Annotated in this window: 20 protein-coding genes and 1 pseudogene; 9 read left to right on the top strand and 12 right to left on the bottom strand. The window is 71.5% G+C overall.

The genetic code is table 11. The annotated features are described in order from the left end of the window. Positions 1–184: 184 nt before the first annotated feature. From QM572_RS07010 to QM572_RS07025, 4 genes are read left to right on the top strand one after another with little or no spacing between them, the layout of a single operon-like run. Positions 185–904, top strand: coding sequence for a hypothetical protein (locus QM572_RS07010; protein ID WP_415091458.1), 720 nt, complete (start codon positions 185–187; stop codon positions 902–904). A gap of 3 nt (positions 905–907) precedes the next feature. Then, the gene (locus QM572_RS07015) at positions 908–1459 is read left to right on the top strand and encodes an HNH/ENDO VII family nuclease (RefSeq protein WP_415091460.1); all 552 of its coding nucleotides are present in this window, start codon (positions 908–910) and stop codon (positions 1457–1459) included. 10 nt (positions 1460–1469) lie between these two features. Next, a complete protein-coding gene (locus QM572_RS07020; RefSeq protein ID WP_415091462.1) occupies positions 1470–2033 on the top strand; it encodes a hypothetical protein in 564 nt (187 codons plus the stop codon). A 16-nt stretch (positions 2034–2049) separates the two neighbouring features. Next, entirely contained in the window at positions 2050–2394 is a 345-nt protein-coding gene (locus QM572_RS07025; RefSeq protein WP_415091464.1) for a DUF2185 domain-containing protein, read from the top strand. Between the two features lie 7 nt (positions 2395–2401). Here QM572_RS07025 and QM572_RS07030 read toward each other — a convergent pair whose 3' ends face one another. The 6 genes from QM572_RS07030 to QM572_RS07055 form a co-directional block, all read right to left on the bottom strand. Next, on the bottom strand, positions 2402–2896 hold the full coding sequence (locus tag QM572_RS07030; RefSeq protein WP_415091466.1) for a beta-class carbonic anhydrase: 495 nt from the start codon (positions 2894–2896) through the stop codon (positions 2402–2404). 11 nt (positions 2897–2907) lie between these two features. Further along, positions 2908–4602 carry an MFS transporter gene (locus tag QM572_RS07035; RefSeq protein WP_415091468.1) on the bottom strand — a complete coding sequence of 565 codons (1695 nt, stop codon included), beginning with the start codon at positions 4600–4602 and terminating at the stop codon, positions 2908–2910. Further along, on the bottom strand, positions 4599–5321 hold the full coding sequence (locus QM572_RS07040) for an LppX_LprAFG lipoprotein (RefSeq protein ID WP_415091470.1): 723 nt from the start codon (positions 5319–5321) through the stop codon (positions 4599–4601). The genes QM572_RS07035 and QM572_RS07040 overlap by 4 nt, the downstream gene beginning before the upstream one ends. Positions 5322–5326: 5 nt before the next feature. Then, the gene (locus QM572_RS07045; protein WP_415091472.1) at positions 5327–7774 is read right to left on the bottom strand and encodes a DNA gyrase/topoisomerase IV subunit A; all 2448 of its coding nucleotides are present in this window, start codon (positions 7772–7774) and stop codon (positions 5327–5329) included. Between the two features lie 76 nt (positions 7775–7850). Beyond that, entirely contained in the window at positions 7851–8360 is a 510-nt protein-coding gene (locus QM572_RS07050; protein ID WP_415091474.1) for a hypothetical protein, read from the bottom strand. 123 nt (positions 8361–8483) lie between these two features. Then, the gene (locus QM572_RS07055) at positions 8484–10205 is read right to left on the bottom strand and encodes an EAL domain-containing protein (RefSeq protein ID WP_415091476.1); all 1722 of its coding nucleotides are present in this window, start codon (positions 10203–10205) and stop codon (positions 8484–8486) included. Between the two features lie 81 nt (positions 10206–10286). On the opposite strand from QM572_RS07055, the gene QM572_RS07060 reads away from it, so the two are divergent. The 3 genes from QM572_RS07060 (at position 10287) to QM572_RS07070 (ending at position 14813) form a co-directional block, all read left to right on the top strand. Next, positions 10287–13034 (top strand): GNAT family N-acetyltransferase, encoded by a 2748-nt coding sequence (locus QM572_RS07060; protein ID WP_415091478.1) that lies wholly within the window; start codon positions 10287–10289, stop codon positions 13032–13034. A gap of 70 nt (positions 13035–13104) precedes the next feature. Continuing rightward, positions 13105–13680: a DUF5998 family protein gene (locus QM572_RS07065; RefSeq protein ID WP_415091480.1), complete on the top strand. Its 576-nt coding sequence runs from the start codon at positions 13105–13107 to the stop codon at positions 13678–13680. After that, positions 13677–14813, top strand: coding sequence for an alkaline phosphatase family protein (locus QM572_RS07070; RefSeq protein ID WP_415091482.1), 1137 nt, complete (start codon positions 13677–13679; stop codon positions 14811–14813). The genes QM572_RS07065 and QM572_RS07070 overlap by 4 nt, the downstream gene beginning before the upstream one ends. Before the next feature lie 6 nt (positions 14814–14819). Here the strand turns inward: QM572_RS07070 and QM572_RS07075 are convergent, their stop codons facing one another. Next, entirely contained in the window at positions 14820–15257 is a 438-nt protein-coding gene (locus QM572_RS07075; protein ID WP_415091484.1) for a type II toxin-antitoxin system VapC family toxin, read from the bottom strand. Beyond that, positions 15250–15486, bottom strand: coding sequence for a FitA-like ribbon-helix-helix domain-containing protein (locus QM572_RS07080; protein WP_415091486.1), 237 nt, complete (start codon positions 15484–15486; stop codon positions 15250–15252). Before QM572_RS07080 ends, QM572_RS07075 begins: the two co-directional genes overlap by 8 nt. Before the next feature lie 89 nt (positions 15487–15575). Between QM572_RS07080 and QM572_RS07085 the strand changes: the two genes are divergently transcribed. Together QM572_RS07085 and QM572_RS07090 are read left to right on the top strand one after the other, a co-directional pair. Further along, on the top strand, positions 15576–16103 hold the full coding sequence (locus tag QM572_RS07085) for a SigE family RNA polymerase sigma factor (protein ID WP_415091488.1): 528 nt from the start codon (positions 15576–15578) through the stop codon (positions 16101–16103). After that, the gene (locus tag QM572_RS07090; protein ID WP_415091490.1) at positions 16096–17289 is read left to right on the top strand and encodes a hypothetical protein; all 1194 of its coding nucleotides are present in this window, start codon (positions 16096–16098) and stop codon (positions 17287–17289) included. The genes QM572_RS07085 and QM572_RS07090 overlap by 8 nt, the downstream gene beginning before the upstream one ends. A gap of 15 nt (positions 17290–17304) precedes the next feature. Here the strand turns inward: QM572_RS07090 and QM572_RS07095 are convergent, their stop codons facing one another. The 4 genes and pseudogenes from QM572_RS07095 to QM572_RS07110 all read right to left on the bottom strand — a co-directional run. After that, positions 17305–18477, bottom strand: coding sequence for a hydroxymethylglutaryl-CoA reductase (locus QM572_RS07095; RefSeq protein ID WP_415091492.1), 1173 nt, complete (start codon positions 18475–18477; stop codon positions 17305–17307). Between the two features lie 43 nt (positions 18478–18520). Then, positions 18521–18808: a hypothetical protein gene (locus QM572_RS07100; RefSeq protein WP_415091494.1), complete on the bottom strand. Its 288-nt coding sequence runs from the start codon at positions 18806–18808 to the stop codon at positions 18521–18523. A 106-nt stretch (positions 18809–18914) separates the two neighbouring features. Next, the gene (locus tag QM572_RS07105) at positions 18915–19571 is read right to left on the bottom strand and encodes a thymidine kinase (RefSeq protein WP_415091496.1); all 657 of its coding nucleotides are present in this window, start codon (positions 19569–19571) and stop codon (positions 18915–18917) included. Continuing rightward, a pseudogene (locus QM572_RS07110) lies at positions 19564–19880 on the bottom strand (hypothetical protein); the annotation flags it as partial. The gene QM572_RS07105 and the pseudogene QM572_RS07110, both read right to left, overlap by 8 nt.

The raw sequence follows: 19880 nt of genomic DNA on the forward strand, positions 1-19880 counted from the left end.
CGTTCTTGGATTCCTATGAGGAGGTCTCTGATGGTCTGGAGCAGGCGATCGAGGCGATTCCGGCGATGGCGACGTCGTTGCGTCAGATGAAGACGGCGTTCGAGGATCTGGACTCCAGCCTCGCCACGTCCTGACGGGCGCGATGCCGGGCTGAGGGTGGATCTGACTCGAAAGGGGGTGCGCCGTGGGGATGATGTTGCCGGACGAGCTGGTCTGGATCCTCGACAAGCTCGGGTTCGACTGGCCGGACCTGGATGAGGACGAGATCCACAAGGGTGCGGACCTGGTGCGCCAGTTCGGCTCGGACCTGAGCGCGTTGATCGACGCGGTGGACCGCCGGATCGCGATCGATCTGGCTGACGCGTCGTCGTCGCAGACGGCGTTGGCGTTCGTCGACGGATGGACCCAGACCCGTTCGCAGCATCTGGAGCAGGCGCTGGAGTTCATCGACCCGGCGGCCATGGGGACCGACGTCTTCGCCGACGCGGTGCTGGCGTTGAAGATCAAGGTGATCGCCGACGTGACCTTGACCGCGGCACAGGTCGCGGCGGCACTGGCAAGCTCGTTCGTGACGTTCGGCGCCGGCGCGGCGGTGGCGGCGGGGCTGATCGTCGCCCGCAAGGCCGCGTTGAAGATCGTGATGAACATCGCGATCGAGGAGCTTCTGGGACAGATCCTGCCGCTGGTGATCGAGCCGTTGACCGAGCAGATCCCCACGATCGTGTCCTCGCTCCTGGACTCCCCGATCGTGACCGGTGCGGTGGGCGACATCGGTGAGTTCAAGGCCGACCTGGACGCCCTCGACGGGGTGTCGTCGGATCTCGCGCTGGCCTCGGGCGACCTGGACTCGCTGACCGCGCAGTTCATCGCCGACATCTCGTCGCTCAACATCTCGGGGGGCTGAGGAATGTCCGCGTTGAAGAAGTACGCCGACGATGTGATCGAGGCCTTCAAGGATGGGTTCCGTCGCCTCGGCGACGGCACGTCGGCCAAGGTCACGCACACCAGGACCCAGCTCGACGATGCCGTCCAGAGCCTGCGCAAGCTCGACGCCGACCAGGCGACGAAGGTCGGGAAGGGGCTGCCGGCGCGCGGGACGCCCAACACCCGCGGCTACGACGCCGAGGGCAACCTGATGCCGTACGCCAACAACCGGCCGAGCTACTCCAAGACCCAGGTCGAGGACGTGTGGAGGCAGTCCGCCGGCGACGGCGACAGCGTCTGGGTGCCCGACAAGAACGGCGACCTCGTCGAGATCACGTGGAAGCCGGGGGAGTCCCGTGTCGGGAAGTGGGACATGGGCCACCGGACCGGTGAGGAGTACCGGGACCTCCGCGACGACTACCTCAACCACAGGATCACCAAGGAGGAGTTCCTCCGGGAGTACCGCAAACCGGAGAACTACGAGGTCCAGCACCCCGGCAGGAACCGGTCCCACGTGGACGAGGCAGGTCGCTAAGGTGATGGACGTGAGCAACGATCCCGCCGCGCCGCCGCGTACTCCCCAGCAGTTCGCGCTCCTGACGCGAGGAGGGACGCTCGAGGAGTTCCTGGCCGTCTATCGACCGGAGGACGCGACCGACGCGGAGCTCGGCCCGCTTCTCCTGCTCGCCGCGGTGGGGCAGCATGATCCGCTCCTCCGCCCGGAGATCGCGGGCAGGCTGCTCGACGACGGGGCGGACCCCACCGTGATCGCGACCGACGGCTCGACGACGCTGCACGTCCTCGTCGGGCAGAGCAGGCACGACTTCGAGGCCGAGGCGCCGATCCTGCGCAGGCTGCTGGAGGGCGGCGCGGACCTCAACCGGATGGTGGGACGGCACGAGACGCCCCTCCTGACGATCGCGCAGCAGTTCCGGTACGGCGACGCGGAGCTCGCGCCGTTCTACGACGAGTTCTTCGCCCGCCCGGATCTCGACCTGCGCAAGGAGAACGCTCGCGGGCAGTCCGTGCTCGAGCTGATCCAGAAGTGGGTGCGGTTCCGGGCAGAGCTGCTGGCGCGCGCCGAGGCCTACCTCGCCGAGCACGAGTGATCGAGGAGATCGTCCCGTGACCATCGAGTTCATCCCCGCTGCGGGAGCGTCCCTGACCACCACCAACGTGCTGACCGGCGCGGGCAGGGTCAAGTGGCTGGTGCGTGAGGAGTCGCAGGTCCCCGCCGACAACGGCTGGCGGATCTTCTCCGACATCGACACCGAGGAGTATCTGGCGGACTCCTCGAACATGAAGATCGTCGACTTCAACGCCCTCTGCGAGATCGAGCCCGCGCTGATCGGGATCTGGGACCTGCCGGTCGGCTCGGACCTGCAGATCGTCGACGACGGCGCCGGGATCCAGATCGTCGACACGGCGACCGGTCAGCCGCTCCCGCCCGAGGCGCTCTACAGCCCCTAGATCTCCGCTAGATCTTCTGGCTGAGCAGGCCGCTGTCGACGTCGTAGATGAAGCCGCCCACGTGCGCGCGGTCACCGACCAGCGGGTGGGAGCGGACCTTGTGGACGTCCTCGGCGAGGGCACGAGCCTGGTCGTCCACCACGGGGAACGCCTGCCAGGACGCGTCCTGGCCCGCCGACTCCGAGACCTTCGCGCGGAGCTCGGCCTCGGTGTTGGAGGCGACGGCGCAGCGGGTGTGCGGCACGATGAGGATGCGGCTGACGTTGAGCAGGTGGACGCCCAGCACGAGTGCCTCCATCGCGTCGGGGGTCACCCGGCCACCGGGGTTGCGGAAGATCTTGGCGTCGCCGGGCTGCAGGCCCAGGATCCGCAACGGGTCGATCCGGCTGTCCATGCAGGTCACGATGCCGACGCCAGCGCGGGCGATGCCGTCGAAGCCGCCGTACTGGAAGTCGGACGCGAACACGGCGTTGGCGTCGAGAAGATCGCTGAAGTCCTCCATGAGGCCAGAGATTAGCGGGTCCGCGAAGGGGCCAGCACGACACCCGCCAGCGTGGCGGCGACCAGGGCGGCCACCGCCGCCCCCGCGAACACGGTGTGCTCCTGCGCCACTCCGGCGGCCTGGATCAGGTCGGTGAAGGCGTCACAGCGGGAGGCGCCGTGGCAGACCTCCTGGACCGGCGGCAGGTCGGCCTGCTCGGCGTAGTAGCGGCGCAGCCCGATCGCGGTGAGCACCGAGATCCCCACCAGCATCCCCACCATGCGGGCCACGACCACCACCGCGCTCGCCACGCCGTGGGCCCGCGGTGGCGCCGCGGCCAGCACCGCGTGGTTGATCGGGGCGAGCGCGAGCCCGAAGCCGAGCCCGCCGAGCACGAGCGGCACGGTCGCCAGCGGGGACGAGAGCGCGGTCGGCGACCACGTCGCCATCCAGGCGAAGGCCGCAGCGGCGGCCAGCATGCCGGCCGCCGCGACCAGGGCAGGGGGCAGCCGGCGTACGAGAAGGCCGCCCGCGACCGCGCCGACCGGCAGCGCGACGAGGAAGCGGACCAGCACGAGGGCGGCGAGCAGCTGCGAGTCGGTGTAGATCGTGGTGCGCGCGAAGAGCGGGATGTCCACGAGCGCGACGACGAGAGCGGCACCGACGAAGAGACTGGTCGCCATCCCGCCGGCCGAGGCCCGCAGGACCTCGGCCGGCAACAGTGGATCGGCCACCCGTCGCAGGTGCGCGACGAGGACCACGCTCGCGAGGGCGGCGACGGCGAGATACCAGCCGCCGAGCGGCGTGAGCACCGACACCTTGGGATCGGAGTCGGAGAAGGCCAGCACGATGCCGCCCAGCGCGATCGCGAGCAGGATCGCGCCGGTGAGGTCGGCCCGCCGGGCGTCCCGGGCCCAGCCGCGCAGGTCCACGAGGGGGTGGCGGGCCAGCGCACAGCGCAGCAGGAAGAGGGCGGTCCCCGCGATCACGGCCAGGCCGAGCGGCGTCATCCAGTCGCTCAGCCCCGCCACCGGCACGTAGAGCCTGCCCCACGTGACGTCGCGGAGGACCGCTCCCGGCTTGAGGACCAGGAGTACGGCGGCGGCCGCGACGATCGCCAGCAGCAGGACCCCGACCGGGTCGGGCCACGGGACGCGCCGGGGGTCGCGGCTCCGGATCGCCGCCGCCAGCACCGCCCCGGCGAGCAGGTTGAGCACGAAGATCGCGCGCCAGTCGGTGACCGCGAGCACGGCCGCGCCGAGCAGCGGGCCGAGCACGGCGCCGAGCTCCTGCGCGGCGGAGACGAGGCCGAGCGGGACGGCACGCCGCTCGACGGGATAGAGGTCGGCCACGAGGGCGAGCGTCGCCGGCACCAGCGCTCCGGCCCCGATGCCCTGGACCAGCCGGCCGAGCACCACCGTCGGCAGGCCGAGCGCCATCGCGGTCACGAAGGAGCCCGTGGCGAAGAGCACCAGCCCCGCGACGAGGACGGACGAGCGGCCGCGCAGGTCGGCCAGCCGCCCGATGAGCGGCAGCATGACGACGTACCCGAGGAGGAAGCCCGAGACGATCGGCGCACCCCGCTGCAGCTCGTCGACGGAGAGCCCGACGCCGTGCATCACGTCGGGCAGTGCCAGGACGATGACGTAGGTGTCGGCGGCGGTGAAGCAGACCGCGAGCGCGGCCAGCGCGAGGAGTCCGGGCCTCGGCCGGCTCCCGGGCGTCACGGCGCCTTGATGTCCGTGGTCGTGCCGTAGTCGTCGAGGTCGACGGTGTAGGTCTCGGTGTCGCCGGTGCCGTAGACGTCGCCGGTGAGCTCGACCTCGCGCAGCTGGTCGTCGTCGGTGACGAGGTAGGTCGCGTCGAGGTCGCCGGCGACCATGGGGACGAGAAGCTTCGCCGACGCCGCCGGCAGGGTGCCGGTGTAGGTGGTGAGCAGCTCCTTGTTTCCGGCGCCGCCACGGACGGTGTCTCCCTTCGCCACGCCGGTCGTCGCGGTCAGCCAGTCGGAGAGGCCGCCACTGGTCGCCAGCAGTTGGGCGGGGTCGGGCGCGCCGTAGGCGGACGGGTCGATGGTCTGCCACCCGGTCGTGAGGGGCACCTGCGCGTAGACCTTGCCGTCGACGGCGATGATCGGCACGTCCGGCTTCAGGCCGGCGACCTGCACCGTGATGGTCCCGTCGAAGGCAGGCCCCTGTTCGCCGTGCGTGAGGATCCCGACACCCTCGAGCAGGGCGGTGACGTCGTCGGGCACGCCCTTCGACGACAGCTCGAGCGTGACGCCGGAGGTGGCGTCGAGGGTCTTCTTCGCGGCCGCGAGGCTGTCCGCGGCCGAGCTCCCGGTGTCGGCGTCGTCCTTGTCGGCCGGCTTGGACCCGCACGCGGCCAGGAGGAGCACGGCGGCGGCAGCGGCGATCGGTCGGGAGGCGGTCGGCAGGTTCGGCATGGAGATCACCCTCCCACCGGACCGGCGCAGGCGTCGATCGGCTGGCTGCCGGGGATGCCGGAGCCGTCGCGGCGCGGGTCCGGCTCGGGCAGCTCGATCGGGGCCCCGGAGTTCGCCGCCGCGCGAGCCGGGCCGCGGCCGGCCCAGCCGAAGACGAGCGTGTCCTCGCCCTTGAGGAAACGGTGGCAGCGCACGCCGCCGGTGGCGCGGCCCTTGGCGGGATACTCGGCGAACGGGGTCACCTTGACCGAGCCGGGCTCGGTGCCGGGCAGTGCCGACGACGAGCCGGAGGCGGTGACGACGACCGCGGTGGCGGGGTCGAGGGCGCCGAAGAAGACCACCCGCTGCTTCGGGGCGAGCCGCACGCCCGCCATGCCGCCGGCGTTGCGGCCCTGCGGCCGGACGGTGTCGGCGGGGAAGTGCAGCAGCTGGGCGTCGGAGGTGATGAAGCACAGCTCCTCGGCGCCGGTCGCCAGCTCCACCGCGCCGACGACCTCGTCGCCGGGGCCGAGGTTGATGACCTCCCAGTCGTCGCGCCCGAGGACTTCCGGGTTGACCCGCTTGACCACGCCCAGCTTGGTGCCGAGAGCGAGGCCGGGGCCGTCGGCGGCGAGGGTGACGAGCGCCAGCGCTCGCTCGTTCGCCTCCAGGCTGAGGAGCGCGCTGAGCGGGACGCCGCCCTGCAGGTTGGGCTCGCCCGCGGTCGGCGGGATCGCCGGCAGGTCGAGCACGCCGAGGCGGACCAGCCGTCCCTGCGAGGTGAGCACGCCGATCTCGCCCCGCACCGTCGTCGCGACGACGGAGACGATCACGTCGTGGTTGGCCCGGCCCTCGCCGGTGGAGAGGGGGTCCGCGCTCTGCGTGCGGGCCAGCAGCCCGGTGGAGGAGAGCAGCGCGAAGCAGGGATCGTCGGCGACCTCGGCGGACATCCGCTGCGCCTCGATCGCCGCGGTTCCCGCGCTGGCGAGCAGCACCGTGCGGCGCGGGGTGCCGAAGGTCCTGGCGACCTCCGCGAGCTCGTCGGAGACGACCTTGCGGAGCAGCTCCTCCGAGCCGAGGATCGCATCGAGCTCGTCGATCGTGCGCTGCAGGTCCTCGGCCTCCTTCTCCAGCTCGATCTTGGAGAACTTCGTCAGCCGGCGCAGCGCCATGTCGAGGATGTAGTCGGCCTGCGCCTCCGACAGGTCGAAGACCTGGATCAGCCGGGCCTTGGCCGAGGCGGCGTTGTCACTCGACCGGATGAGCTGGATGACCTCGTCGATGTCCACGATCGCCATCAGGAGGCCCTCGACGAGGTGCAGCCGCGTGGCGGCCTTGTCCCGGCGGAACTGGCTGCGCCGGCGTACGACGTCGTAGCGATGTCCCAGGAAGACCTCGAGCAGCGCCTTGAGCCCGAGGGTGCGCGGCTGGCCGTCGACCAGCGCGACGTTGTTGATCCCGAAGGAGTCCTCCATCGGCGTCTGCTTGTAGAGCTGCTCCAGCAGGACCTCGGGCACGAAGCCGTTCTTGACCTCGATGACCAGGCGCAGGCCGTTGTCCTTGTCGGTGAGGTCCTTGAGATCCGCGATGCCCTCGAGCTTCTTGGCCTGCACCAGCGACTTGATCCGGTCGACGACCTTCTCGACGCCGATCGTGTACGGCAGCTCGGTGACGACGATGCCCTTGCGGCGCCCGATCTGCTCGACCCGCGCCGTGGCGCGGATCTTGAAGCTGCCGCGGCCCGTCTCGTAGGCGTCGCGGATGCCGTCGAGGCCGACGATCGTGCCGCCGGTCGGGAGGTCGGGCCCCGGGATGAAGCGCATCAGCGCCTCGGTGTCCATGCCGGGGCGCTTGACCAGCTCGCGCAGCGCGGCGACGACCTCGACGAGGTTGTGCGGCGCCATGTTGGTCGCCATGCCGACCGCGATGCCGGTCGTCCCGTTGACCACGAGGTTGGGGATCGCCGCCGGCAGCACGGACGGCTCCGACTCCCGCGCGTCGTAGTTGGGCCGGAAGTCGACGGTGTCCTCGTCGAGGTCGTTGGTCATCGCCAGCGCCGCCGGCGCCATCCGGCACTCGGTGTAGCGCATGGCCGCCGGTCCGTCGTCCAGGGACCCGAAGTTTCCATGCCCGTCGATGTAGGGCAGGCGCATCGTCCAGGGCTGGGCGAGGCGGACGAGGGCGTCGTAGATGGCGCCGTCGCCGTGCGGGTGGAGGCGGCCCATCACCTCGCCGACGACGCGGGCGCTCTTGACGTGCCCGCGGTCGGGGCGCAGCCCCATGTCCGCCATCGTGTAGAGGATCCGGCGCTGCACCGGCTTGAGCCCGTCGCGCGCGTCGGGCAGGGCGCGGGAGTAGATGACGGAGTAGGCGTACTCCAGGAACGAGGTCTCCATCTCGTCCTTGATGTCCGTGTCGAGGATGTGCTCCTCGAAGTCATCGGGCGGGGGAGGGGTGGTCGTGCGCCGTGCCATAGCGCGCATTCTCTCCCGAGTCACCGGCGCGACGTCGTCCGGCACGCCGCCTCGGGCGCGCCGCACGACGACTCGCCTAGGTCCGCTGGATGTAGAAGGCGCCGCGGCGCACCGAGTAGGTGGTGTGGTGGTGCTTGCGGTGCTTCGTCCGGATGACGACCTTCACGCGATACCAGCCCTTGCGCTTGAGCTTGGCCGGGAACCTCAGCCGGAGCTTGTGCTTGGCCGTCACGGTGGCCTTCACCTTGTAGACGTGGCCCTTGGTCAAGGAGCGCCGGCCGAACACGAGGTTGATCGTGGCGCCGGGGGCGTTGCCTCCGAGGAACACGATGGTCGACGTCACGGTCGTCGTGCTGGGGCTCATGTCCGGCACGCTGAAGACGACCACGGCGGTCGGGGCGGCTATCGAAACGACCGGAGTCCATGTGGGCGCGGTGTCGATGCTCAATTGCTGGAACCAACTGGTGATGTCGGTCGCTGTCGGAGCCGGTGGCCCGTAGACGGCGCCTCCGGCCGTCATGGTGCCGGCGAGCAGCGCGCCGATCAGCATGACGACGGCGCCGCCGCGTCGGAATGTGGCGATCAAGGCCCTGTTCATCGCGTCGTCTCCCTCAAGACATCGGTCATGACCGAGCCCGAGCCCTGCGGGGACCCTATACCGCCACGGTCCTCCCTCGTGGTGTTTCTTCGACAGTCGGCGACCGGAGCCTCAGAGGTGGTCCTCGGGTGCCCTCGCGGGGACCGGGTCGGAGCCGTTCGCACGGAGGCCGGGCGCGGGGCGGCCGGTGAGGTAGCCCTGGGCGTGGACGTAGCCGAGCTCGCGGAGCACGCCCGCCTGCTCGGCGGTCTCGACCCCCTCGGCGACGAGGTCGACCTGGAGGCCGGCGGCCATGGCGCGCACGGCGCTGCTGACGGTGCGCGCGGTGGCCGAGGTGGACAGCTCGGCGACGAAGCTGCGGTCGAGCTTGATCATGCTGATCGGCAGGTTGACCAGGTGGGTGAGGCTGCTGAAGCCCGTCCCGAAGTCGTCCACGGCGAGCTGGACGCCGAAGGCGCGCAGCGTGAGCAGCTCGCGGAGCATGGTGTCGTCGACGGTCACGATCCTGGTCTCGGTGATCTCCAGCACCAGCAGCTCGGGCGGGAGCCCGCTCTCGGCCAGCACCGTGGCCACCCGGTCGGCGAGGCCGGGCCGGGAGAGCTCGGGGGCGCTGACGTTGACGTGGATGGCGGCGCGGCGGCCGGCGGCCAGGTCCGCGGCGGCCGCGGAGCACGCCTGGAGCAGGACGTCGTGGCCGACCTGGTGGATCAGGCCGCTCGACTCGAGCACGTCGAGGAACGCCCCCGGCGCGAGCACTCCGCGGGTCGGGTGGTTCCAGCGCACGAGTGCCTCGTGCGCGATCACGGCGCCGCTCGCGAGGTCGACCACCGGCTGGAAGTGCGCGGTGAACTGCCCGGCCCGCGCGGCGCGCTCCAGCTCGGGGAGCAGCTCGGCCGAGCGCTCCGCCTCGCGCTGCAGCTCGGGCGTGTAGAGCTGGGCGCGCGCCTGCTCGATCACCGACATCACGGTCCCGACGAGGGCGAGGACGAGGATGAAGAGCTGGGCGAGCAGCACCCGCGACCCCACGGGGGTGACGCTCGCGAAGGGCCCGTGCCCCGAGGTGGTGGCGGCGATCACGATGACGCCCTGCAGGCTGACGAGGATGCTGGTGAGGTCCGGTCCGCAGCGCACGGCGACGAGCAGCAGTGGCGGGATGAGGACGAACGTGAGGCCCCAGGGCATCGCCATCAGGGCGGCGGACGAGGCGAGCGTCAGCGCGATCAGGCCGTAGCCGACGAGGCTCTGGCGGCGCAGCTCCTGCGGTGCCCGGGGGAGCGCCAGCATCGCGGCGGCCACGACGAAGATGCTCAGCGCGTTGCGGAAGCCGATCAGCCCGACGCCGTCCATCAGGCCCTCGCCGAAGCGCGCCCAGGCCACGAGCCCCCCGGCGACGGCGCTGACCGCCGCGCCCGCGCAGGAGGCGACGGCGAGATCGCCCAGGTCGGCGAGGGAGCGCACCGGTCGCGCCCGCGACCATCTCCCGGTACGACGCAGGAGCGCCGCGCCGACGAGCCCGGGTGAGGCGTTGACCGGCCCGAAGAGCCACGAGCCGAGGGGGTCGAGGCCGTCCGCCTGGTTGATCGCGCCGCTGACGAGGCAGATCGCCAGGAGCCCGACGAGCCGCCCTCGCAGGTCCCGCACGGCCAGGAACCACACCAGCGTCACGGCGGCCGCGGGCCAGGCGATCGCGAGCGGTGAGCCGGGCGGATGGGTCTGCCTGCCGGCGTACATCGTCAGGGCGAAGAGGAGCGTGAAGCCCAGCGCGACGAGCAGCGTGCCCGCCAGCGGGTGCGTGGCGGGCCGCTCGCGAAGGTCCTCGCCGCGACCGGGCATACCCGAAGATTCCCACCGATTCGCCGCTGTGTCTGCCCACACGGCCGACGGGGCGCCCCTGCTGGCGGGTAGATTCCTGCCGTGACCTCGGACGCACGCCCCGATGACGTAGGGCCCGGCCGGAGCGCGCCCGCGCACTGGGAGGCCGACGTGCTGCTGCGCGACGGGCGCACCGCGCACATCCGGCCGATCACCCCCGCCGACGAGGAGCTGCTCGTCGACTTCTACGACAACCGGGTGAGCGACGAGTCGAAGTACTACCGCTTCTTCAGTCCGATGCCGCACCTGTCGAAGCGCGACGTCGAGCGCTTCACCAACGTCGACAACGTACGCCGGGTGGCGTTCGTGCTCACGCTGGGCGGCGACATGATCGCCATCGGCCGCTACGACGAGCTGCGCCCCGGCGAGGCCGAGGTGGCGTTCCTGGTCAGCGACGAGCACCAGGGCCGCGGCATCGCCCAGATCCTGCTCGAGCACCTCGCCCAGGCCGGTCGCGAGCGGGGCGTGTCGAGCTTCGTCGCCGAGGTGCTGCCCGACAACAGCCGGATGATCCAGACCTTCCGCGACGCCGGCTACCGCGTGGCCAGCGGCTACGAGGACGGCGTGATCCGGCTGGAGTTCCCGATCGAGCCGACCGACACAGCCATCGGCGTCATGCTCAACCGCGAGCACGAGGCCGAGGCCGCGAGCATCTCGCGCTTCCTCAACCCGCGGAGCGTCGCGATCATCGGGGCCTCGCGCCGCCAGGAGACCATCGGCCAGGTGCTGGTGCGCAACATGGTGAACGCCGACTTCACCGGACGGATGTACGTCGTCAACCCCAACTCCGACTCGGTCTCCGGGATGCCGGCGTACAAGCGGGTCCAGGACATCGACGAGCCGGTCGACGTGGCGATCGTGGCCGTGCCCGCGGAGTCGGTGCAGGACGTCGTGCTCGACTGCGCCGCGAAGGGCGTCCACGGCCTCGTCATCATCAGCTCGGGCTTCGCCGAGACGGGCGACGACGGCCGCGCCCGGCAGCGGCGGCTGGTCGGGCTCTCCCGCTCCTACGGCCTGCGGGTCATCGGGCCCAACGCGCTCGGCGTGATCAACACCGACCCGAGCGTGCGGATCAACGCGAGCCTCTCCCAGGTGATGCCGCCGCGCGGGCGGGCGGGGTTCTTCTGCCAGTCCGGCGCGCTGGGCAGCGCCATCCTCGAGAAGGTGCAGAGCCGCGGCCTGGGCCTCTCGACGTTCGTCAGCGCCGGCAACCGGGCCGACGTCTCGGGCAACGACCTCCTGCAGTACTGGGAGGAGGACGACACCACCGAGGTCGTCATGATGTACCTCGAGAGCCTCGGCAACCCGCGCAAGTTCTCCCGCATCGCCCGTCGCGTCTCGCTCCGCAAGCCGATCGTCGCGGTCCGGTCCGGCCGCACCACCCAGGGCGTCCCGATGGGCCACACCGTCCGCAAGATCGCCGCGCCGCAGCAGGCGGTCGACGCGATGTTCCGCCAGGCCGGCGTGATCCAGGTGGACACGCTCGAGGACATGTTCGACGTCGCGCAGCTGCTCGCCCACCAGCCGCTGCCGCGCGGCCGCCGGGTCGCGATCGTCGGCAACTCCGACGCCCTCGGCCTGCTCGCGGCCGACGCCGCGGCCGGCGCCGGCCTGGTGGTCAACCGTCAGATCGCGCTCTCCTCGATCCCGACCGCCGAGGAGTTCGAGGACGCCCTCGACCAGGCGATCGACGACCCCGAGGTCGACGCGGTGGTCGCCGTCTACATCCCGCCGCTGTCGGTCTCGGGGGAGGAGATCGCCAACGTCCTCGCGGCCGTGGGGGAGCAGTCCGACAAGCCGCTGCTCGCCTCCTTCCTCGGCGCCGAGGGCGTCCCGGAGCTCCTCCGCGTGCCCGATGTGGCCGGGTCGACGGCCGGACGCGGGTCGGTGCCGTCGTACTCGTCGGTGGAGAGCGCGGTCCGGGCGCTCGCCCGCGTCGTCGAGTACGCCGTGTGGCTGCGCACCCCGGACGGGCCGGCGCTCGTCGTGGAGCCGGTCGACGTCGTCCGCGCGCGCACCATCGTCATGCGCGCGCTGGAGCAGCGCCCGCTGGGCGGCGAGCTCACTCGCGACGAGCTGGCCCGGGTGCTCGACTGCTACGGGATCAGCCTGTGGCCCACGCTCGCGGCCGGCACCCTCGCCCAGGCCCGCGAGGCGGGCGCGCAGCTGGGCTGGGACGTCGTCCTCAAGGCGACCGCCGACCATCTCCGCGAGCGGCCCGACCAGGCCCACGTGTGGCGCAACATCAACGACGAGCACGAGATGGAGGAGGCCTGGCGCGCCCTGACCGGGTTCACCGGCGCTCCGCACGCGTCGGGCCAGGACGAGCACCGCCCCAGTCCGCGCTTCGTCGTCCAGCGGGTCGCGCCGCCCGGCGTGCCGCTCATGATCCGCTCGATCGAGGACCCGCTCTTCGGCCCGGTCGTCTCCTTCGGCATCGCCGGGCCGCTGAGCGAGCTGCTCGCCGACCGCAGCTACCGCATCCCGCCGCTGTCGGCGCGCGACGCCGCCGCCATGGTCCGCGAGATCAAGGCGGCGCCGATGCTGTTCGGCTACCGCGGCGCCGAGGTCGTCGACGTGGAGGAGGTCGAGCGGCTCATCCGACGGGTGGCGCAGCTGCAGAACGACCTGCCCCAGGTCAGCGCGCTCACCCTCGACCTCGTGCTCGCCGGCCCCGACGCGGCCAGCGTGCTCACCGCCGGCGCGCGGGTCGAGCCGGTGGCCGATCCGCGCTCGGACTGGTTCGTGCGCCGGATGCCGACGATGCCGGGCGACACGATTCCGAACTGAGCCCGGCTCCGGCGATTCTCGCCGGAGGCAGGCTGAGACCCGGGCTGATGCGCGTGACAGACTGGTCGCCATGCGCACGACCCAGGACCGGGCCAGCGACCTGCGGCACGCGATCGACCTCACCGGCTACTACCCCCAGGTGGTCGCCGACGGCGTCGGCACCGCGGTGGCGGGAGAGCCGGTCGTCGACTTCTTCCTCCACCACGAGCCGACCTTCGACCACGACGAGGTGCGCCGCCACCTCAGCGTCCTCGTGCTCACCCCGACCCGGCTCATCGTCGCGCACACCGACGAGCACCCCGGCGACGACCTGCTGCCCGAGCCCTACACCTCGACCTCGACCGAGGCGATCCGCCTCTCCGGCCTCAAGTCGGTCGTGGTCACCCGGATGAGCGCCAACCCCACCTCCGGCCGTCCCGCGGTCGCCGAGGCCAACATGACCCTCGGGTGGGGCGCGATCTCGCGGATCGACCTCGAGCCCGCCGGCTGCGCGGACCCCGAGTGCGAGGCCGACCACGGCTACACCGGTGTGCTGAACTCCGACGACTTCTCGATCCGGGTCTCGGCCGCCGCCGACGGTGCGGACGCGGTCGCCAGCCTGCTCGGGTTCGCCGAGGCCCTCTCCGCGCTGACGCATTCCGCGTGAGCGCCGACGCCTCGCCGCACGACGGCGCGTTCGTCGAGCCTGCCTACGGGCAGCGCTCGCTCGGCGACGTCGTCCCGGCGGTCGCGCTCGCGCTCGGCCTGCCGGGTCCGCCGCCTCCGACCGACCTGGTGCTGCCCGAGGCGCCGTCGTACGTCGTCTTCCTGGTCGACGGCATGGGCGCCAACCTCCTGCGCCGCTATGCCCACGCGGCGCCCTACCTCTCCAGCCTGCTCACCGAGCCGGCCACCGCGGGCGTCCCGTCGACCACCGCGACGAGCCTGACCTCCCTCGGCACCGCGCTCACGCCGGGCGTGCACGGCCTGGTCGGCTACACCAGCCGCATCCCGGGCACCGACCGCCTGCTCAACGCACTGCAGTGGAGCAAGGACATCGACCCGCACGAGTGGCAGCCGAACACCACCACGTTCCAGGCGCTGCGCTCCGCGGGGCATCCGGTCACCGTCATCAACAAGCGCGAGTACGCCGGCTCCGGTCTCACCGAGGCCGCCCACCGCGGCGCCGACTACCGCGGCGCCGACAAGGTGGGCGAGCGGATCGCCGCGGCGCTGTCGGCGTCGGCCGAGCCGGGCTCGATCACCTACCTCTACGACGGCGACCTCGACTGGACCGGTCATCGCCACGGCGTCGCCTCGAGCCCGTGGCTGCAGCAGCTCTCCATGATCGACTCCGAGGCCGAGCAGCTGCGCGAGGAGCTCCCGCGGCCCGTGCGGCTCCTCGTCATCGCCGACCACGGCATGATCGACGCCGGCCCCGACGACCGGACCGACGTCGACGCCGTCGACGGCCTGCGCGACGGCGTCGCCCTGCTGGGCGGTGAGGCCCGCTTCCGGCACCTCTACTGCCACCGCGGCGCCGTCGACGACGTCATCGCGACGTGGCGGGAGTCGCTCGGCGACAAGGCCGAGGTGCTCAGCCGCGAGGACGCCATCGGACGCGGCTGGTTCGGGCCGGTGTCGCCCCCGGTGCTGCCCCGCCTCGGCGACGTGATCGTCGCGGGCCGCGGGACGCACGCCGTGATGTCGAGCGTGTCCTTCCCCTACGAGACCACCCTCGTCGGCCTGCACGGCTCGCTCACTCCCGACGAGATGTACATCCCCATCCTCATCGACTGAGGCTCATCAGCCGTCGAGCGGCTCGATCCGGATCAGGTGGGCGAACCGCTCGAAGTGCCGGACGTTGTCGGTGATCAGCGTCGTCGCACCGTGGTCGAGAGCGACCGCTACGAGATTGGCGTCGTGGACCTGCCGGCTCGAGGCAAGACCAGCATCCACGAATTCGAGCAGAAGAGACTGAGACGCCTTGGTCTCGACGAGCGAGTCGATCGTCCCGGTCAGAGCCCGCCAGGCACGCGCCGCCGCGGGCCCGTGCACGCCGTATCCGTTGCTCGCGACCGGCCGGGTGGCGACCGCGAGGAACTCTCGCATGCTCTGGTGCGACGCAGCCAATGCGCGGGGGTCGGACTCCAGCAGAGAGCGGGCCTGGTGGTGGTGGGCCGATCGCCTCGCGTCGTACGCGTGCACGAACACGTTCGTGTCGACGAGCACTCGCTCACTCATCGTCGTACTCGTCTGGATAGAAGAGATCGCGATCGATCGGTCCGCTGTAGCTCACGGGCGGCGGTGGAGGCCAGTCGATCTGACGCCGCTTCCGGGCCGTCGGCGCCAGGGCGGCCTCCTCGATCACGATCCTGAGCTCCGCCTCGTAGGAGCGGCCGTTGTCGGCGGCGCGCTGCTTGAGGCGCGCGACCGCCTCCTCGGAGACGTTGCGGACGTGCACGGCGGGCATACACACCACGATAACACCTGTGTTAACACCGGTCCTCGGTGATGCGACCCAACCTTTCCGCGCCCGCGCGCATCTGGTGGGGTGTGACGATGAAGCGCACACAGCGGGAGGAGGAGGAGTTCGCCGCCTTCGCCGAGGCGGCATGGGCTCCGCTCTACCGCCGCGCCCTGCTGCTGCTCGGCGACTACGGACAGGCCGAGGATCTCACCCAGACGGCGCTGGCCAAGGCGTACGTCCATTGGCGCCGGCTGCGCAGCCCGGATGCCGCCTTCGGCTACACCAAGGCGATCATGCTCAACGAGGCGCGAGCGCTGTGGCGGCAGGCCTCGTGGGGCAGGGAGTGGCCGACCGCCGACCTCCCCGACGGGCGGGTGAGCGACGATCCGGCGCTGCGTCCGGCCGTCCTCGACGCTCTGCGGGAGCTGGCTCCACGTCAGCGCGCAGCCATCGTCCTGCGCTACTACGAGGACCTGACCGTCGAGCAGACGGCCCGTGCCCTCGGGTGCGCGGTCGGCACGGTCAAGAGCCAGACCTCCGACGCCCTCGCCAAGCTCCGCCTCCTCCTCGGAGACCCCGCACTCGAAGACGCGACATCTGAAGGACAACGTCATGACTGAGCGACTCGCCTGCCTGCTCCACGACGAGGCCGCGGCCACCGCCGTGCCGGCCCTGCCCCTCGACGGCATTCTGGAGCGCGGCCGGCGCGGACGCCGTCGTCGCACCCGTACGACGGCAGCAGCCCTCGTCGCCGCAACCTGCGTGCTCGCGCTCGGCGCGGGCGTCGTCCTCGACCAGCGCGACTCCCGCACGCTCCTGATCCAGGACCCGGCCGCCGCAGCCCCACTCGACGCACTGGGCTGGGCGGTCTCGGCCGGCTCGACCATCTACCTCGGCAGCGGCGCCACCGCCACGCTGCCGAAGGCGATCAAGTCGCTCTACTACACCTCCGAGGGCGTGGTCGTCCGCACCGGGCGCAGCCCCTACTCGGACGGGCCGGACTCGTCGTACGCGCTCGTCGATCCCGAGGGCGAGGTGCACAGCCTCGGCCTGAGCCTCGGCGACCGGGTCCCGAGCACCGACCCGACGCTGCCCTATCTCGCGTACGCCGACCGCGTCGGCCACCTCGGCCACGACTCGTGGCGCCTGGTCCTGCGCGCCGTCGCGACGGGGGAGGAGGTCGCCTCCATCCCGTTCTCCGGGTCGTTCACCTGGGGCGGCTGGGTCGCCCCGCCGGTCGCGCTCGACGGCGACAGCGTCTACGTCGGGCTCGACGACCACACCCTCGCCATCGACTGGCGCACGGGCGAGGGCCACGTCGCGAAGGGCCTGCCCAAGTCGTTCATGCCGACGGTGACCGGGGGTCGTGAGGCCGTGGGCGAGTGGGACCGGCCACACGTCGTGACGGACGCGACGACAGGCGCTGCCCTGGCCACGCTGCCGGTCTTCGACGGCATGACGAGTCTGTCGCCCGACGGCAGGTGGGCGCTCCAGGTGCCGGTGCGGGGCTGCACCGGAGGGACGATGACGACCACCGACTCATCGGGGAGGACCACGACGATCGACCAGGGCCCGGAGGTGTGCACCTACGAGGACCCGGACACCACGGTGGTGGATCTCGACTCGGCCACGCCCTACCCGATCCGTCTCACCGGCGAGGCGGGCTGGACCCCGGGTGACAAGCTCATCGTCCTCGACGGCCACACGGTCTCGCTCTGCGAGCCGACCACCGTCGCGTGCACACCGACTGGCATCACGCTCGGGGAGGGGATCGTGCGGGTCGGCGGCAACTCCTACGAGTCCTGACGCGTCGCCGTCGGGTCAGGGGCGGTTGCGGCCGAGGCTGTCGTGCGCGGAGACCCACTCCTCGGCGACGACGGCGCCGCCGAGGGAGAGCTCGCCGGCCAGCACGGTCGCGGCGATGATCTCGGCGAGCTTGTAGACCCCGCCGGAGCCGTAGCAGCCCAGCATCTCGAGGCACTCGCGCTGCGTGGCCAGGCCGGTGCCGCCGCCGTACGTCGCGATGATGAGGGCCGGCAGCGTCACCGAGACGTAGAGGTCGCCGTTCGGCAGCAGCTCGCTGAAGCCGTAGAGCGCGGAGGACTCGGCGACGTTGGCGACGTCCTGGCCGGTCGCGATGAAGAGCGCGGTGATGCCGTTGGCGGAGTGGTTGCCGTTGTTGTTGGTCTGCGACATGAACGCCCCGAGCTGGCCCTTGAGCCGTGCGCTGAAGAGCTTGTCGTTGCTGACGTGCATCTGCTCCTCCATCAGCGCCGACGGGATCGTCGCCTCGGCGACGACCCGCTTGCCGCGGGTGTGGAGCATGTTGACCACCGAGGTCTTCTTGTCGGTCGCGAACTGGCCCTCGAGCAGGAAGTGCAGCTCGCCCGGGTAGTTCCGCTTGATCCACGCGCACGCCGCGAACGTCGCCTTGCCGGTCATGTTCTGCCCGGCGGCGTCGCCGGTCGTGTAGTTGAACCGGGTGTAGAGCATCTTGGAGGCGAAGAAGCGCTGGATCTCGATCAGCCGCCCCGACGAGGTGGTCTCCTGTGCGGCCGCCGCGATCTCGGCGAAGTGCTCGTCGAGCCAGCCGGCGAGGTGCCGTGCCTCCCGGGCGCTCGGGAGGGTGAAGACCGGCGCGCGCTGCATCTTGTCCTCGACGACGGTCGTCGTGATCCCGCCGGCGAGGCGGGTCAGCTTCATCCCGCGGCTGTAGGACGCTACGAGCGTGCCCTCCGTCGTCGCCATCGGCACGAGGAACTCGCCCTGCGCGTGCTCGCCGTTGACGAGCAGTGGCCCGGCCAGGCCGATCGGCACCTGCGCCGCCCCGATGAACCCCTCGACGTTCCCGGGGAGCGAGCCGGGGTCCAGCGAGTACGACGCCACGTGCTCGATCGACGCCCCGGTCCGCTCGCGGACGAGGGCCTGGCGTGCCGCGACCGCCGCAGCGCTGTAGTCGTCGTTCCGGTCGCGGGGAATCGTCAGGTCGCTCACGGGCCGAGTGTGTCACCCGGCCCGCACTCTCGGAGCGGCGACCTCAGCGGAGCAGGACGTAGATCCGCAGCTTGAGGCGCCGGGTGCTGGTGATGAGCCCGCTGGAGTAGAGGGCGTCGATCTTGTCCAGGAGGATCTTGGTCTGGCGCACGGTGAGGTGGCCGGGCTTGTTGGCGACGCGCTTGATGTGGAGGATCGTCGGCTTCTTCTGGCTGGCAGGGATGGGCGCCGGTGGCCCGTACGCCGCGTCCGCCTCGCCGGCGCCGAGCGCGACCGCGCCCGTGGCGAGGACTGCGGATGCCGCGGATGCGGCGACAAGCTTCCTGATCACGTCTTTCCTCCGTCGTGTCATGGCCCGATTCGAGCCGGGCATCGACCCGGTCCGTGGACTGATGCCTGATCCTTGAACGAGCGACAGGAGTGCCGGTTACGGGCGGTCAGTCGAACGGTAGCGGGTCGGCGGTCAACGAGACCGCGCGGGCACGGCCCGAGGTGAGCTGGCGCCGGTGGTGCTGGCGGCACAGCACCTCGTAGGTGACCTCGCCGACGGTGGCGATCGGGTCCGCATCCGTGTCACCGACGACGATCACCTCGCCCTCGGTGACCATGACGCCGTCCTCGAGCCGGGCCTGGTGGGTGGCGCGCTTGCCGCACCAGCACAGCGCCTCGACCTGGAGCAGCTGAGTGGAGTCGGCGAGCTCGACCAGCCGGGCGCTGCCCTCGAAGAGCCTGGTCCGGAAGTCGGTGAGGATGCCGAAGCAGTAGACGTCGATCTGCAGCTCGTCGACGATCTTGGCGAGGTCCTCGATCTGCCGGGCCGAGTAGAACTGGGCCTCGTCGCAGATGAAGTAGTCGATCCGCGCCCCGTGGGTGAGGGCGTCGACGGCGTACCGCCAGAAGTCGAAGTCGGGCGGGACCTCGATCGCCTCGCGGGTGAGGCCCAGCCGGCTCGAGACCAGCGAGGCGCCGGCGCGGTCGTGGACCGTGAACAGCCGTCCCGAGAGGCCGCGCGCGGCTCGGTTGTGGTCGGTCTGCAGCGCGAGCGTGGACTTCCCGGAGTCCATCGGACCCGTGTAGAAGCGGAGCTCAGCCATCCGAGTCGTCGGAGGACTTCTCCGCGGCTCCGCCGAACATGATCTCGTCCCAGGACGGGATGCTGGCGCGGCCGCGGCGCTTGGGCTTGCGCGGCGCCTCGTCCTTCGGCGGGGCGGACGGCTCCTGCGTGGCCGGGACGACCGGGTTGGGCGCCGGCGGCGTCCAGGTGGGCTTTGCCGCCAGCGGCGGGATCACCGCCGAGGGCTCGATGCCGCGGTCCTGGTCCTCGACCTCCGGCTCGGGCGCTCCCTCGGTCGGCGCCGCGACGCCCTCCGCGGGAGCCTGGCGACGCTCGCGCGCCGCCGTGA

Source organism: Nocardioides sp. (assembly GCF_047607365.1).
Classification (GTDB): domain Bacteria; phylum Actinomycetota; class Actinomycetes; order Propionibacteriales; family Nocardioidaceae; genus Nocardioides.